This window comes from Peptacetobacter sp. AB800 (assembly GCF_047807365.1).
Taxonomy (GTDB): Bacteria; Bacillota; Clostridia; order Peptostreptococcales; family Peptostreptococcaceae; genus Peptacetobacter.
Window position 1 is genome coordinate 1 of sequence record NZ_JBLOUI010000051.1, and the last position, 15,712, is coordinate 15,712.

14 protein-coding genes and 1 other annotated feature are annotated in these 15,712 nt (G+C 35.2%); all 14 genes read right to left on the reverse strand.

The genetic code is table 11. The features are described 5' to 3' along the window. Positions 1 to 768: elongation factor Tu (locus ACK2WN_RS10880; RefSeq protein ID WP_416155576.1), on the reverse strand; the 768-nt coding region annotated here is incomplete at its 3' end. Between the two features lie 126 nt (positions 769 to 894). Continuing rightward, complete coding sequence (fusA, locus tag ACK2WN_RS10885; RefSeq protein ID WP_416155577.1) at positions 895 to 2,961, reverse strand: elongation factor G; 2,067 nt, start codon at positions 2,959 to 2,961, stop codon at positions 895 to 897. A gap of 62 nt (positions 2,962 to 3,023) precedes the next feature. Next, positions 3,024 to 3,494 (reverse strand): 30S ribosomal protein S7, encoded by a 471-nt coding sequence (gene rpsG / locus ACK2WN_RS10890; RefSeq protein WP_178411731.1) that lies wholly within the window; start codon positions 3,492 to 3,494, stop codon positions 3,024 to 3,026. A gap of 161 nt (positions 3,495 to 3,655) precedes the next feature. Beyond that, complete coding sequence (gene rpsL, locus ACK2WN_RS10895) at positions 3,656 to 4,075, reverse strand: 30S ribosomal protein S12 (RefSeq protein WP_040410588.1); 420 nt, start codon at positions 4,073 to 4,075, stop codon at positions 3,656 to 3,658. Between the two features lie 254 nt (positions 4,076 to 4,329). After that, complete coding sequence (rpoC, locus tag ACK2WN_RS10900) at positions 4,330 to 7,818, reverse strand: DNA-directed RNA polymerase subunit beta' (protein ID WP_300530963.1); 3,489 nt, start codon at positions 7,816 to 7,818, stop codon at positions 4,330 to 4,332. Positions 7,819 to 7,938: 120 nt separating this feature from the next. Next, a complete protein-coding gene (gene rpoB / locus ACK2WN_RS10905) occupies positions 7,939 to 11,652 on the reverse strand; it encodes a DNA-directed RNA polymerase subunit beta (protein WP_300530978.1) in 3,714 nt (1,237 codons plus the stop codon). A gap of 296 nt (positions 11,653 to 11,948) precedes the next feature. After that, positions 11,949 to 12,314: a 50S ribosomal protein L7/L12 gene (gene rplL, locus ACK2WN_RS10910; RefSeq protein ID WP_300530966.1), complete on the reverse strand. Its 366-nt coding sequence runs from the start codon at positions 12,312 to 12,314 to the stop codon at positions 11,949 to 11,951. Positions 12,315 to 12,414: 100 nt separating this feature from the next. Further along, positions 12,415 to 12,915: a 50S ribosomal protein L10 gene (gene rplJ, locus ACK2WN_RS10915; RefSeq protein ID WP_329999806.1), complete on the reverse strand. Its 501-nt coding sequence runs from the start codon at positions 12,913 to 12,915 to the stop codon at positions 12,415 to 12,417. 43 nt (positions 12,916 to 12,958) lie between these two features. Continuing rightward, positions 12,959 to 13,085: a sequence feature (ribosomal protein L10 leader region), on the reverse strand. A 57-nt stretch (positions 13,086 to 13,142) separates the two neighbouring features. Further along, positions 13,143 to 13,841, reverse strand: a complete 699-nt coding sequence (rplA, locus tag ACK2WN_RS10920) for a 50S ribosomal protein L1 (RefSeq protein ID WP_300530972.1) — start codon at positions 13,839 to 13,841, stop codon at positions 13,143 to 13,145. A 139-nt stretch (positions 13,842 to 13,980) separates the two neighbouring features. Further along, positions 13,981 to 14,406 carry a 50S ribosomal protein L11 gene (rplK, locus tag ACK2WN_RS10925; RefSeq protein WP_006440485.1) on the reverse strand — a complete coding sequence of 142 codons (426 nt, stop codon included), beginning with the start codon at positions 14,404 to 14,406 and terminating at the stop codon, positions 13,981 to 13,983. A gap of 15 nt (positions 14,407 to 14,421) precedes the next feature. Then, positions 14,422 to 14,964 (reverse strand): transcription termination/antitermination protein NusG, encoded by a 543-nt coding sequence (gene nusG / locus ACK2WN_RS10930; protein WP_006440484.1) that lies wholly within the window; start codon positions 14,962 to 14,964, stop codon positions 14,422 to 14,424. 18 nt (positions 14,965 to 14,982) lie between these two features. Continuing rightward, positions 14,983 to 15,201, reverse strand: coding sequence for a preprotein translocase subunit SecE (secE, locus tag ACK2WN_RS10935; protein ID WP_178411726.1), 219 nt, complete (start codon positions 15,199 to 15,201; stop codon positions 14,983 to 14,985). A 28-nt stretch (positions 15,202 to 15,229) separates the two neighbouring features. Further along, on the reverse strand, positions 15,230 to 15,379 hold the full coding sequence (rpmG, locus tag ACK2WN_RS10940) for a 50S ribosomal protein L33 (protein ID WP_006440482.1): 150 nt from the start codon (positions 15,377 to 15,379) through the stop codon (positions 15,230 to 15,232). Positions 15,380 to 15,635: 256 nt separating this feature from the next. Next, a partial coding sequence (locus ACK2WN_RS10945) for a hypothetical protein (RefSeq protein WP_416155578.1) occupies positions 15,636 to 15,712 on the reverse strand: 77 nt, incomplete at its 5' end.

Sequence of the window (15,712 nt, forward strand, 5' to 3'; positions counted from 1 at the left end):
TTTTCTTGGAGCTTCTGCTAATCCTACTAGTTCAACTTCGTCCTGTACTTTAAGTACTCCTCTTTCAACTCTACCTGTTGCAACTGTTCCTCTACCTGTTATAGAGAATACGTCTTCTACTGGCATTAAGAAGTCTTTATCAACGTCTCTTTCTGGAGCTGGTATATATTCATCTATCATTTCGAAGAATTCTACTATTTTATCTCCCCATTCGCTTGATGGATCTTCTAATGCTTTTAATGCAGATCCTCTTACTATTGGAGTGTCATCTCCTGGGAAATCATATTCGTTTAATAATTCTCTTACTTCCATTTCAACTAATTCAAGAAGTTCTTCGTCGTCTACCATATCGCATTTGTTTAAGAATACAACTATGTAAGGTACACCAACCTGTCTTGATAATAGTATATGTTCTCTTGTCTGAGGCATTGGACCATCAGTTGCTGATACAACTAATATAGCACCATCCATCTGTGCAGCACCAGTTATCATGTTTTTAACGTAGTCAGCATGTCCTGGGCAGTCAACGTGTGCGTAGTGTCTGTTTGGAGTTTCGTATTCAACGTGTGCAGTTGATATTGTGATTCCTCTTTCTCTTTCTTCTGGAGCTTTATCTATGTTAGCGAAATCTACTGCTTCTCCTAAGTGATATCTGTCGTATAATGTTTTTGTTATTGCTGCTGTTAATGTAGTTTTACCGTGGTCAACGTGTCCTATAGTACCTATATTAACATGAGGTTTATTTCTTTCAAATTTAGCTTTAGCCATTGTCTAAATTCCTCCCTAGTAATATTATTATTTTTTAAAATTTATTTATCAGGGTGGCAAGAAGTTGCCACCCTTCTATTTTGTGCTTTTTAAATATTTGTGTGTTTGTTTATTTTGTTTTATATATTATTTACCATCTACTATTTTCTTAGCAACTGATGCTGGAACCTGTTCGTAGTGGTCAAATATCATTGTATATGTTGCACGACCCTGAGTCATAGATCTTAGGTCAGTTGAGTATCCGAACATTTCAGAAAGTGGAACAAATGCGTTTATAACCTGAGCACCTGATCTAGCTTCCATTCCCTGTATAAGACCTCTTCTTGAGTTTAAGTCACCCATAACGTCACCCATGTAATCTTCTGGAGTAACAACTTCAACTTTGAAGTATGGTTCTAGTAATACTGCGTTACCCTGCTGCATAGCTTTTTTGAACGCCATAGAACCTGCCATTTTGAAGGCCATTTCTGATGAATCGACTTCATGGTAAGAACCATCGTATAATTCAACAGCAACGTCAACAACTGGATAACCAGCAACTATACCAGACTGCATAGCTCCCTGTATACCCATGTCAGTTGGACCAACATATTCTTTAGGAACTGATCCACCAACAGTTTTGTTTTCGAATTTATATCCTTCACCTGGTTCAGTAGGGCTAACTCTGATTTTAACGTGACCGTACTGTCCTCTACCACCTGACTGTTTCTGATATTTGTATTCAACGTCAACTGGCTGAGTTATTGTTTCTCTGTAAGCAACCTGAGGGTTACCAACTTTAGCTTCAACTTTGAATTCTCTTAGAAGTCTGTCAACTATTATATCAAGGTGTAATTCACCCATTCCTGATATTATAGTCTGTCCAGTTTCTTCATCAGTTCTAACTGTGAAAGTAGGGTCTTCTTCAGCAAGTTTCTGAAGAGCTATACCCATTTTTTCCTGAGCTGCTTTAGAAGCTGGTTCTATAGCAACAGATATAACTGGTTCTGGGAATTCCATTGATTCAAGTATTATTGGAGCTGCTGGATCACAAAGTGTATCACCAGTAGTTGTATCTTTAAGACCAACTGCTGCAGCTATATCTCCAGCGTAAACTTCAGTTATTTCAGTTCTTGTATTAGCGTGCATCTGAAGTATACGTCCTATTCTTTCTCTCTTGTTCTTAGTTGCATTTAATACATATGAACCAGATTCAAGAGTACCAGAGTAAACTCTGAAGAATGCTAATTTACCAACGAATGGGTCAGTCATTATTTTGAATGCTAATGCTGAGAATGGTTCATCGTCAGATGCATGTCTTTCAGATTCTTCTCCATCTTCTAATATACCTTTTATTGATGGTATATCAGTTGGAGCTGGTAAATAATCTACTATAGCATCTATAAGAGGCTGAACACCTTTGTTTCTGTAAGCAGTACCACAGAATACTGGGTTCATTTCACAAGCTATTGTAGCTTTTCTTATAGCAGCTTTTAATTCTTCAACTGTTATTTCTTCACCTTCAAGATATTTCATCATTAGCTCTTCGTCAGTTTCAGCTACTGCTTCAACCATTTTTTCTCTCCATTCCTGAGCCATTTCTTTCATATCTTCTGGTATTTCAGTTTCTTCCATTTCAACACCTTTGTCGTCTTTGTATATTATAGCGTCCATGTTTAATAGGTCAACTATACCAACAAAGTCATCTTCTTTACCTATTGGTAACTGAAGAACAACAGCGTTTGCACTTAATCTTGATTTCATCATGTCTACTGCATTGTAGAAGTTTGCACCAAGTATATCCATTTTGTTTATGAATGCTATTCTTGGTACTCCGTAAGTTTCTGCCTGTCTCCATACATTTTCAGACTGAGGTTCAACCCCACCTTTAGCACAGAATACAGCAACAGCACCGTCAAGAACTCTTAGAGATCTTTCAACTTCAACTGTGAAGTCGACGTGACCTGGAGTATCTATAATGTTTATTCTATTACCTTTCCATGTAACAGTTGTAGCAGCTGAAGTTATTGTTATACCTCTTTCTGCTTCCTGTTCCATCCAGTCCATCTGAGAAGCTCCTTCATGAGTTTCTCCTATTTTATGAGTTTTACCTGTATAGAAAAGGATTCTTTCTGTAGTAGTAGTTTTTCCTGCATCTATATGGGCCATTATCCCGATATTTCTAGTATTTTCTAGTGAAAACTCTCTAGCCATCTTTTTCCTCCTTAATTTACGAATTTAATTGGAAGATTTCGTTTAATCCGATTTTTAAAATCCTACCATCTGTAGTGAGCAAATGCTTTATTAGCTTCTGCCATTTTATGAGTATCTTCTTTTTTCTTAACTGAAGCTCCTGTGTTGTTAGCTGCGTCCATTATTTCTTTAGCTAGCTTTTCAACCATTCCTTTTTCTCCACGAGCTCTAGTGTATCTTACTAACCATCTAAGACCTAATGTCTGTCTTCTGTCTGGTCTAACTTCTATTGGAACCTGGTAGTTTGCCCCACCAACTCTTCTAGCTTTTACTTCTAATACTGGCATTATATTTTCCATAGCTTTTTCGAAAACTTCTAAAGCGTCTTCTCCTGTTCTTTCAGCTATTAATTCAAATGCATCGTATACTATTTTCTGAGATTTTCCTCTTTTTCCGTCTAACATTAAATTGTTTATTAATTTAGTAACTACCTTACTTCCGTACATTGGATCTGGTAATACTTCTCTTTTTGGAACGTTACCTTTTCTTGGCATTTCGCTTCCCTCCTTAATTATTAAAATTTAAATCATAGGTACTCGACATCGAATAGTCAGCCGTGATGCCATAAATATATCTATATTTAAAGCACCTAACTTCTTTAATCACATTATAATCTATGTCTGTTTTTGTTTTTCGTTATACTATATAACTTTTCTTATTTTTTGTCTTTAGGTCTCTTAGCACCGTATTTTGATCTAGACTGTCTTCTTTTGTCTACACCAGCAGTATCTAATGTACCTCTTAGTATGTGGTATCTAACCCCTGGTAAGTCTTTTACTCTACCACCTCTTATAAGAACAACAGAGTGTTCCTGTAAGTTGTGTCCTTCACCTGGTATATAAGCAGATACTTCTATACCGTTTGTTAATCTAACTCTGGCAACTTTTCTTAAAGCTGAGTTTGGTTTTTTAGGAGTAACTGTTTTAACTGAAGTACAAACTCCTCTTTTCTGTGGAGAACTTGCGTCAGTTGTTTTTTTGTTTAATGAGTTATACCCCTTCTGTAGTGCTGGAGCAGTAGATTTTTTAAGTATGTCTTTTCTACTTTTACGAACTAATTGGTTAATTGTTGGCATCATCTGCACCTCCTTCTTTTTTATTTTCGATCTTTCAGTGATCGCCAACTACAATCGTTTCTTTACGATTGATTTGCTGTGCTTTTAGCTTGATGCTTTTAGTTCTTTGTTACTTTCTTCTATAACTTAAAAGCACTAAGAGCTTTATAAAAAGCCCTTAGTGTACTTTTAAATCACACTTTTATTATTTTATCACCTAATATAACTGTTGTCAACAATTGATATTTTACATTTCACACATTTTTTGTGTCAAATTATTCTTCAATTTTTTCAACTGCTATATTTCTGTATTTCTTCATTCCTGTACCAGCTGGTATAAGTTTACCTAATATAACATTTTCTTTTAGTCCTATTAAGTGATCTTCTTTACCTTTTATAGCTGCTTCAGTAAGAACTCTTGTAGTTTCCTGGAATGAAGCGGCAGATAAGAATGATTCTGTAGCAAGAGATGCTTTAGTTATACCAAGTAATACTCTCTTAGCAACTGCAGGTCTTAATCCCTGAGCTATTGCATCTTCATTACATTTTTCATATACAAGAACATCTTCATATCCACCTGGAAGTAAATCTGTATCTCCTGGATCTTCTACTTTAACTTTAGATAGCATCTGTCTAACAATAACTTCTATATGTTTATCGTTAACGTCAACCCCCTGTAGTCTGTAGACTCTCTGAACTTCTTTAACTATGTAATCCTGAACTCCACCGATTCCTTTAACTCTTACTATATCGTGAGGATTTATAGAACCCTGAGTTATTGGATCCCCAGCTTCTACCATCTGTCCATCTTTAACTCTTACTCTTGAACCATATGGTATCTGATATGTCTGAGCTTCACCTTCAGCTGGAACAACGATTACTTCTTTTCTCTTACCTGTTTCATCTATTTTAACCTGTCCACTTACTTCAGTTATTATAGCAAGACCTTTTGGTTTTCTAGCTTCGAATAACTCTTCAACCCTTGGAAGCCCCTGAGTTATATCTCCACCGGCAACCCCACCAGTATGGAATGTACGCATTGTAAGCTGTGTACCCGGTTCACCTATTGACTGAGCTGCTATTATACCAACTGCTTCTCCTATATTAACTTCTTTACCTGTAGCAAGGTTTCTACCATAGCATTTTGAACAAACACCATGTTTAGTTTTACAGTTAAGAACTGTTCTTATGTTAACTTTTTCTATTCCTGCTGCAACTATTTTTTCTGCTGCATCTTCTTTTATCATACAATCTGCAGGAACTAATACTTCACCAGTTTCTGGATGTACTATAGGATCTATAGTATATCTACCAACTATTCTATCGTATATTTCTTCTATTACTTCATTTCCATCTTTTATAGCAAGTATTTCTGTAGTTTCTGTAGTTCCACAGTCTATATCTCTTACTATAACGTCCTGGCTGACGTCAACAAGTCTTCTTGTTAAGTAACCAGAGTCGGCTGTACGTAGAGCTGTATCGGCAAGACCTTTTCTAGCCCCATGCGCAGATGTGAAGTATTCAAGTACTGATAAACCTTCACGGAAGTTAGATTTAACTGGTATTTCGACAGTTTTACCAGATGCATTGGCCATAAGTCCACGCATACCTGCTAGCTGTCTTATCTGGTTCTTAGAACCTCTGGCTCCAGAGTGAGCCATTATGTATATGTTATTTAATCTATCAAGGTTATCCATTAGGGCATTAGTTACTTTGTCAGTAGTTTCTGTCCAAGTAGCTATAACCTTTTCGTATCTTTCTTCATCAGATATAAGACCTCTTCTATAAGCCTTACCTAATTTTTCAACTTCTTTTTCAGCTTCTGCTATGTATATTTCTTTTTCTTTCGGTATTGCCATATCCGCAACTGCAACTGTTATACCACCTACAGTAGAATATTTGAAACCTATACCTTTAACATAGTCAAGTAATTCAGCTGTTATAGTGTTTTCATGTTTTCTGAAACATTTATCTATTATTTTACCAAGATATTTCTTAGTAACAACTTCATCTATTTCTAGACTGAATGGATCTTTTTCTCTATCTACAAATCCTAAATCCTGAGGTATACCTTCATTGAATATGAATCTACCAACAGTACTTTCTACTAGAGCAGATCTTCCATCAGGAAGAACTTTTCTAACTTTTACTAAAGCGTGTAATTCAACAACTTTATTGTAGTAAGCAAGTAATAATTCATTGTAGTCTTTGAATATCATACCTGTTCCTTTAGCACCATCCTGTGCTTCTATTGTTAAATAGTAACTTCCAAGAACCATATCCTGAGAAGGAGTTGTTATTGGAGAACCATCTTTTGGAGCAAGTATATTGTTTACAGATAGCATTAAGAATCTTGCTTCTGCCTGTGCTTCTACTGATAGAGGAACGTGAACGGCCATCTGGTCACCGTCGAAGTCGGCATTGTACGCTGTACAAACTAGTGGATGTAGTTTTATAGCTTTACCTTCAACAAGTACTGGTTCGAAAGCCTGTATTCCTAGTCTATGTAGAGTAGGGGCACGGTTAAGTAGAACTGGATGGTTTTTAATAACGTCTTCTAAAACGTCCCATACTTCAGTTTTAACTTTTTCTACTATTGATTTTGCACTCTTTATGTTGTGTGCGTAACCTTCTTCTACTAATTTATCCATAACAAATGGTTTGAATAATTCAAGTGCCATTTTCTTAGGAAGACCACACTGATAGAATTTAAGTTCTGGTCCAACTACTATAACAGAACGTCCTGAGTAGTCAACACGTTTACCAAGTAAGTTCTGTCTAAAACGGCCCTGTTTACCTTTAAGCATGTCTGATAAAGATTTTAATGGTCTGTTTCCTGGTCCTGTAACAGGTCTACCTCTTCTACCATTGTCTATAAGTGCATCGACTGCTTCCTGAAGCATTCTTTTTTCATTTCTTACTATTATATCTGGAGCTCCTAATTCTAGAAGTCTTTTTAATCTGTTGTTTCTGTTTATAACTCTTCTGTAAAGATCATTTAGGTCAGAAGTTGCGAATCTACCACCGTCTAACTGAACCATTGGTCTTATGTCTGGTGGTATAACTGGAATAGCATCAAGTATCATCCATTCAGGTTTATTTCCTGATTTTCTGAAAGCTTCAACTACTTCTAATCTTCTTATTGTTCTTATTCTTTTCTGTCCTGTACTATCTTTTAAGTCTGCTCTTAACTCTTTACTCTGCTGTTCTAGGTCTATATCCTGTAAAAGTTTTTTTACAGCTTCAGCACCCATACCAACTTCAAAGCTACCGTATCCGTAGTTGTCTACAGCATCTCTGTATTCTTTTTCTGTTAAAAGCTGTTTAGCTGTTAATCCAGTTTCTTTTGGATCTGTTACTACATATGAAGCAAAATAAAGTACTTTTTCAAGAGCTCTTGGAGACATATCTAAAAGAAGACCCATTCTACTAGGTATTCCTTTGAAGTACCATATATGAGACATTGGAGCAGCTAGCTCTATATGACCCATTCTCTCTCTTCTGACTTTTGATTTTGTTACTTCAACTCCACATCTATCACATACTACGCCTTTGTATCTAACTCTTCTGTATTTCCCACAGTGACATTCCCAGTCCTTCTGAGGTCCGAATATTCTTTCACAGAAAAGACCATCTTTTTCTGGTTTCAGCGTACGGTAATTTATAGTTTCTGGTTTTTTTACTTCTCCTCTCGACCACTGTCTTATTTTCTCTGGAGAAGCCAATCCTATTTTTATCGACTCGAAATTGTTTAATTCAAACAAGGAGTTCTCTCCCTTCTATTTGAGATTTATTTTTATTGTCTAACTTTGATTATAGCTGTCTGAATTCCAGACAGCTATAACCCTGAAATTACTATTAAATTAAAGTTTATATTTTAGTTATTACATATCATCATCGTCGAATGCACCATCATCGTAGTCCATATCGTCGTTTTCAAATCCATCAGATAAACCATCGAAATCTATTTCTTCGTTATCTCCGAATTCGTCTTCTACTTCTTCTATAACATGAGTTTCCTCTATGTCATCTGGTATAACATCTAATTCGAAATCTGCTACTGATATACCGTCATCTTCGTAATCAACAGATTCTTTTACTTCTATTTCCTGATCTTCAGCAGTAAGAACTTTAACATCAAGACATAATGACTGAAGTTCTTTTATAAGAACTTTGAATGATTCTGGTATACCTGGTTCAGGTATATTTTCACCTTTAACTATCGCTTCGTAAGTTCTTACACGTCCTACAACGTCATCTGACTTAACTGTTAATATTTCCTGAAGGATATGAGCTGCTCCGTATGCTTCAAGAGCCCAAACCTCCATTTCCCCGAATCTCTGTCCACCGAACTGAGCTTTACCTCCTAGAGGCTGCTGAGTTACTAGTGAGTAAGGTCCAGTACTTCTTGCATGAAGTTTATCATCAACTAAGTGATGTAGTTTTAGGTAATACATGTAACCAACAGTTATTCTGTTGTCGAATGAGTCACCTGTTCTACCATCATATAAAGTAAGTTTACCATCTCTTGGGTATCCAGCTTCTTCAAGAGCATCCATTATATCGTACTCGTTTGCACCATCAAATACTGATGTAGCTACATACCAACCAAGTTTTTTAGCTGCTAAACCTAAGTGAACTTCAAGTACCTGTCCGATGTTCATACGAGAAGGTACCCCCTGTGGATTAAGTACTATATCCATAGGTGTTCCGTCTTCCATGAATGGCATATCTTCTTCTGGTAATACTCTTGAGATAACCCCTTTGTTACCATGACGACCGGCCATCTTATCTCCGACTTTTATCTTTCTCTTCTTAGCTATGTAACATCTTACAAGTTCGTTTACACCTGGAGATAAATCGTCTCCATTTTCTCTTGTAAACACTTTAACGTCTACTATTATACCTGATTCACCATGAGGTACTTTAAGTGAAGTATCTCTTACTTCTCTAGCTTTTTCACCGAATATAGCTCTTAGAAGTCTTTCTTCTGCAGTAAGCTCAGTTTCACCTTTTGGAGTAACTTTACCAACTAATATATCTCCAGAATCAACTTCAGCACCTATTCTGATTATACCTCTGTCATCAAGATTCTTAATTGCAGATTCTCCAACGTTTGGTATATCTCTAGTTATTTCTTCAGGTCCAAGCTTAGTATCTCTAGCTTCACATTCGTATTCTTCTATATGTATAGTAGATAATCTATCTTCTCTTACTAATCTTTCATTTATTAAAACGGCATCTTCGTAGTTGTAACCTTCCCAAGTCATGAATGCTATGAAACAGTTTCTACCAAGTGCTATTTCTCCAAGGTCTGTTGCAGGTCCATCTGCTATAACATCCCCTGCTTTTATTTCTTCACCTTTTGATACTATAGGTGTCTGGTTTATACAAGTTCCTGCATTTGAACGTTTGAATTTAAGAAGTTTGTACTTATCTTTAGTACCATCTTCTTTTTTGATTATTATTTCATCTGCAGATACTCTATCTACAACCCCACCATTTTTAGCAACAACAACTGCACCAGAGTCTTTTGCAGCTCTGTATTCTATACCTGTTCCTATGATTGGAGCTTCTCTTCTTACTAGAGGCACTGCCTGACGCTGCATGTTTGATCCCATTAGGGCACGGTTGGCGTCGTCGTTTTCAAGGAATGGTATCATAGCTGTCGCAACAGATACAACCTGTTTAGGTGATATATCCATGTAGTCAACTTTATCTGGAGATAGAAGTTCTAGAGCACCATTTACAGTTCTACATGCTATTCTGTTGTTTATGAATTCACCATCTTCAGTTAAAGGCTCATTTGCCTGTGCTCTGACGAATAAATCTTCTTCATCAGCTGTTAGATAATGTATTTCGTTTGTTACTCTTCCTGCTTCTTTATCATATTTTCTATATGGAGATTCTATAAATCCATATTCATTTACTTTTGCATATGTTCCAAGTGAGTTTATAAGACCTATATTTGGCCCTTCTGGAGTCTCTATCGGACACATTCTACCATAGTGTGAATGGTGAACGTCACGGACTTCGAACCCAGCTCTTTCTCTTGAAAGACCACCTGGTCCAAGTGCTGATAATCTTCTCTTATGAGTTAATTCAGATAATGGGTTAGTCTGGTCCATGAACTGTGATAACTGAGAACTTCCGAAGAATTCTTTTATCGCAGCAGAAACTGGTCTTATATTAACAAGAGCCTGAGGAGTTATAGATTCCATGTCTTGAACAGTCATTCTTTCTTTTATAACTCTTTCCATTCTTGAAAGACCTATTCTAACCTGATTCTGAAGTAATTCACCTACTGATCTTATTCTTCTGTTTCCTAAGTGGTCTATATCATCTATAGTACCAACACCGTAGAATAAGTTGAATTCGTAACTTATTGAAGCTATTATATCGTCAAGAAGTATATGTTTTGGTATTAATTCTTTCATTCTTGATTTTATAGCTTCTTTTATTTCTTCTTCATCATCGTAGTTGTCTAATATTTCTTTTAATGTTGGGTAATGTACTTTTTCTTTTATTTTAAGATCTGATATATCGAAGTCTACATGAGCTTCTATATCAACAAAGTTATTACCTATTACTTTTATTTCTTTTTCGTCATCTACTAATAGATGAACAACATTTATACCTGCATTCTGTATATCTTTAGCAACATTGTATCCTATAGTTTCACCTGCTTTTACGAATACTTCACCAGTTTCTGGGTTAACTATATCTCTAGCAGCAACTCTATTCATTATTCTATAGCATATTGCTAGTTTTTTATTGAATTTGTATCTACCTACTTTTGCAAGGTCGTATCTCTTTGGATCAAAGAATAGTGCATTTATTAATGAAGACGCACTTTCTACTGTTGGTGGTTCACCCGGTCTAAGTTTTTTGTATATTTCTATAAGACCTTCTTCAACAGTGTTAGTGTTGTCTTTTTCAAGTGTAGCTGATAATCTTTCATCTTCACCTAAAAGTTCTATTATTTCTGCATCTGTTCCTATACCTAAAGCTCTTAATAATACAGTAACTGGCTGTTTTCTAGTTCTATCAACTCTTACTGATATAACATCGTTTGAATCAGTTTCGTATTCAAGCCATGCCCCTCTATTAGGGATAACAGTTGAAGATATTAATCTCTTACCAGTTTTATCTCTTTCTTCAGCGTAATAAACACTAGGAGATCTTACAAGCTGACTGACTATAACCCTTTCCGCACCATTTATAACGAAAGTTCCTCTTTCTGTCATAAGTGGGAAGTCACCCATAAATACTTCCTGTTCTTTTATTTCGCCTGTTTCTTTATTTATAAGTCTAACTTTAACTTTTAGAGGTGCACAATATGTAGCATCTCTTTCCTTACATTCTTCTATATCATATTTTGGATTTTCATCTAAAGAATAATCGACAAATTCTAATATAAGATTACCTGTATAATCCTCTATTGGTGAAATATCATCGAATACTTCTTTTAACCCTTCTTCTAAAAACCACTTATAAGAATCCACCTGGATTTCTATAAGATTTGGCACGTCAGCTATTTCCTTTATCTTAGAAAAGCTCATTCTTTTTCTTTTACCTATCGTGACAGGATGTGGCATTTCACTCTTCACCTCTCATTTTTCAAAGTTATTATTCAAAGTTCATTCTATAACGCATCTAATGATTATAGCACAAATTTAAACTTTTTCCAAGTATTTTTTTCTCCGAACGAAAAATTTCTTGACCTCAAATATTTTTCTAATCAAAAAATTTTTAAAAATACAGAATGCTTATCTATATAATAACTCATTACAATGCAATATAACAGAAAAAACTCTATTTTTTTGTAAAAAAAAAGTGTCCATTAAATTATGGACACTTTTGTCGTCTAGTTTATTGTTCAGTAAAATTAAAACTATTTAACTTCTACTTTTGCACCAGCAGCTTCTAGTTTTTCTTTTATCTGTTCAGCTTCTTCTTTAGAAGCTCCTTCTTTAACTGCTTTAGGAGCGTTGTCAACTACTTCTTTAGCTTCTTTTAATCCTAATCCAGTTATTTCTCTAACAACTTTTATAACACCTATTTTTGAAGATCCTGCCTCTGCTAATACTACGTCAAATTCAGTTTTTTCTTCTGCAGCAGCAGCTCCACCAGCTGCACCAGCTACCATTACTGGAGCTGAAGCAGAAACACCGAATTTTTCTTCTGCAGCTTTAACTAATTCATTTAATTCTAAAACTTTCATGTTTTCTATAGCTTCTAATATCTGTTCTATTGTCATTTTAAGCACCTCCGAATTTTCTCTCTTGTTTAATTTAATTAATTATATTCTGGTAAGTCGTTTCGACTTTTTCCCGTTTATTTGTTGGACTAAGCAGCTATTAAGCTTCTTCTTCCTGTTTCTTTGCTATCGCATCTACTAAGTATACGAAGTTTGATACTGGAGCTTTTAAGCTTCCAAGTAATTTTGCGATAAGTTCTTCTCTTGATGGTATGTTTGCTAATTCCATTATCTTAGCTTCATCGTAGAATTCACCTTCAATTACACCCATTTTTAACTGCATTTTTGGATGAGTTTCTATGAATTTTTTAAGTATTCTAGCTGGAGCAACTGGATCATCGTATCCAAATGCTATAGCGTTAGTTCCTACTAATAATTCATCGTTGAACTGTTCTATTCCTACTTCCTGAGCAGCTCTTCTTACTAAAGTGTTTTTGTATACTTTGTAATCAACACCAGCTTCTCTCATAACTTTTCTTAATTCTGTAACTTCAGCAACTGTTAATCCTTTGTAGTCAACTACAACTGCAGAAGAAGAATTATTTAATTTTTCTACTATTTCAGAAACAACTAATGATTTAACTTCTAAAGCTTTTCTCATTAATCTGCGCACCTCCTTATCAAATAGATGTTATTTTATTTACCGTATCATTTAAAAAGCCTCTGTATCGACGGACGCAGAGGCTTAAACATTCTAAATAATATATCTAAAACCTCGGCGGGAAATTAAGCTTACGCACCCACTGTCTACGGCAAATCTATTCTTTTTTTACATTGACTATGATATAATATCATTTTTGTCAACCTGTGTCAACAGTTTTTTTAAAATTATTCAGTAACTCTTGCTGGGTTAACTTTTACACCAGGTCCCATTGAAGAAGCAACTGATATACTTCTTAAGTACTGACCTTTAGCAGCAGATGGTTTAGCTTTTATTATAGCTTCCATTAAAACTGCAAAGTTCTGAGCAAGTTTTTCTCCACCGAATGATACTTTTCCTATTGGAACGTGTATTATGTTAGTTTTGTCTAATCTGTATTCAACTTTACCAGCTTTTATTTCGTTAACAGCTTTAGTTACGTCGAATGTAACAGTTCCTGATTTAGGGTTAGGCATTAAACCTTTTGGTCCTAATACTCTACCTAGTCTACCAACTACACCCATCATGTCTGGAGTAGCAACAACTATATCGAAATCGAACCAGTTTTCTCCCTGTATTTTCTGTACCATTTCTTCAGCACCTACGAAATCAGCTCCAGCAGCTTCAGCTTCTTTAGCTTTTTCACCTTTAGCGAAAACTAAAACTTTTTTAGTTTTACCAGTACCGTTTGGTAATACAACAGCACCTCTAACCTGCTGATCTGCGTGTCTTGAGTCAACACCTAATCTTATGTGTGCTTCAACTGTTTCGTCGAATTTAGCTTCTGCAACTTCACATACTAATGATAAAGCCTGAGAAGCATCGTATAAATTACTTCTGTCTATTTTGCTTAACGCGTTTGCGTATCTTTTACCTCTTTTAGCCATTATTAATTTTCCTCCTTGTGGTAATTTCGGTCTTTAGACCTCCCACTTCATATAAAACAAAGTGTTTTAAATTCTAATTTAATATTTTTTAATTTCCGATAAATCGGTCTTTGATGTTTAAAAGTTAATCAACTAATAATTAGTCAACTACTTCTACACCCATACTTCTAGCTGTACCAGCTATCATGCTCATTGCTGCTTCAACGTTAGCTGCATTTAAGTCAGGCATTTTTAATTCTGCTATTTCTCTTACCTGTGCAGATGTTATTTTAGCAACTTTCTTTTTGTTAGGTTCTCCTGATGCTGATTTAAGATTACAAGCTTTCTTTATTAAAACAGCAGCTGGAGGAGTTTTAGTTATGAAACTGAATGATCTATCCTGATATACAGTTATAACAACTGGTATTATCATTCCAGCCTGATCTGCAGTTTTTGCATTAAATTCCTTTGTGAATCCCATTATGTTGACACCGTGCTGTCCTAGTGCTGGACCAACTGGTGGTGCTGGTGTAGCTTTTCCAGCAGGTATCTGTAATTTTATCTGACCTATTACTTTTTTAGCCATTTAAAGTGCACCTCCTTAGATTTTCTCTATACTTTGAATCCCTATAGTTACTGGGGACTTTCTACCGAATATTTCTGTTAATAATTTTACTTCTTTTTTCTCCGCGTTAACTTCTTCTACAGTACCTACGTTACCTGCAAAAGATCCATTTATGATTTTAACAACGTCGCCAGGTTCAAAATCTACGTCACCACCTACAACTTCCTGAGCAGGTAATTCTATTCCCATAGCAATTACTTCCTCTTCGCTTAATGGTACAGGTTTTGATCCAGGGCCAACAAATCCAGTAACGCCTTTAGTATTTCTAACTACGTACCAAGATTCATCTGTTATAATCATTTTTATTAATACATAACTTGGATAAACTTTACGTTGTCTTATCTTTTCATTTCCTTTTGGAGTTTTTTCTACTACATTTTCAGTAGGAACAACAACGTGAGTTATGATATTTTCCATTCCTCTTGTTATTACCGCTCTTTCTATAGTAGCTTTAACTTTATTTTCATGTCCTGAATAAGTATGAACAACGTACCATTTTGCTTCTTGTAATTCTGACATAATTCTTACTCCTTTACCTTACTTTAGTAATAATGCAAGGGCACCAGATAGTACTGTATCTATCCCCCATATTGCTAAAGTTGAAAATATAACTACTGCTAAAACCACACCTGTGTTGCGGAACAGTTCTTTTCTAGTCGGCCAAGTTACTCTTTTAAGCTCAGCTTTTGTTTCTCTGAAGTAACCAAACAGACCAGTTTTTTCTTTCTTTTCAACAGCCTGATTTTCTTCTGCCATTAATTTCACCCCTTAAAGTAAAACGAAATTATTTTGTTTCTTTATGTAGAGTATGTTTTTTGCAGAATTTACAATATTTTTTAAGTTCTATTCTGTCTGGATTGTTTTTCTTATTTTTAGTAGTGTTGTAATTTCTCTGTTTGCATTCTGTACATGCTAAAGTAACTTTTACTCTCATCGTTACACCTCCATTTGTTTATACAATAAATATATATATTGAATAATATGATATATCCGGTGTTTTGGAAATACCATTACCTTCCATAAACATTACTCTGTATAAATTACCACAAACTAGCGGTCTATGTCAACAATTTTATTAATTTCTTGCGTTATTTTTTTGTAAACACTCATCCTGGCGTAAAGTAAAAAAAAGAGAGATCATTTTGATCTCTCTTTCATCTATAACATTTAAGTAATTATCTATCAATTAATTATTCTATTATTGATGCAACTACACCAGATGCTACAGTTCTTCCACCTTCTCTTATTGCGAATCTTAATCCTTCTT

What these genes read in the sequence shown, in the direction of transcription:
- fusA (WP_416155577.1), bottom strand. Translation starts at nt 2,961, where the DNA reads ATGGCTAGAGAGTTTTCACTAGAAAATACTAGAAATATCGGGATAATG.
- rpsG (WP_178411731.1), bottom strand. Translation starts at nt 3,494, where the DNA reads ATGCCAAGAAAAGGTAACGTTCCAAAAAGAGAAGTATTACCAGATCCA.
- rpsL (WP_040410588.1), bottom strand. Translation starts at nt 4,075, where the DNA reads ATGCCAACAATTAACCAATTAGTTCGTAAAAGTAGAAAAGACATACTT.
- rpoB (WP_300530978.1), bottom strand. Translation starts at nt 11,652, where the DNA reads ATGCCACATCCTGTCACGATAGGTAAAAGAAAAAGAATGAGCTTTTCT.
- rplL (WP_300530966.1), bottom strand. Translation starts at nt 12,314, where the DNA reads ATGACAATAGAACAGATATTAGAAGCTATAGAAAACATGAAAGTTTTA.
- rplJ (WP_329999806.1), bottom strand. Translation starts at nt 12,915, where the DNA reads ATGAGAAAAGCTTTAGAAGTTAAATCATTAGTTGTTTCTGAAATAGTA.
- rplA (WP_300530972.1), bottom strand. Translation starts at nt 13,841, where the DNA reads ATGGCTAAAAGAGGTAAAAGATACGCAAACGCGTTAAGCAAAATAGAC.
- rplK (WP_006440485.1), bottom strand. Translation starts at nt 14,406, where the DNA reads ATGGCTAAAAAAGTAATAGGTCAGATAAAATTACAGATACCTGCTGGA.
- nusG (WP_006440484.1), bottom strand. Translation starts at nt 14,964, where the DNA reads ATGTCAGAATTACAAGAAGCAAAATGGTACGTTGTTCATACTTATTCA.
- secE (WP_178411726.1), bottom strand. Translation starts at nt 15,201, where the DNA reads ATGGCAGAAGAAAATCAGGCTGTTGAAAAGAAAGAAAAAACTGGTCTG.
- rpmG (WP_006440482.1), bottom strand. Translation starts at nt 15,379, where the DNA reads ATGAGAGTAAAAGTTACTTTAGCATGTACAGAATGCAAACAGAGAAAT.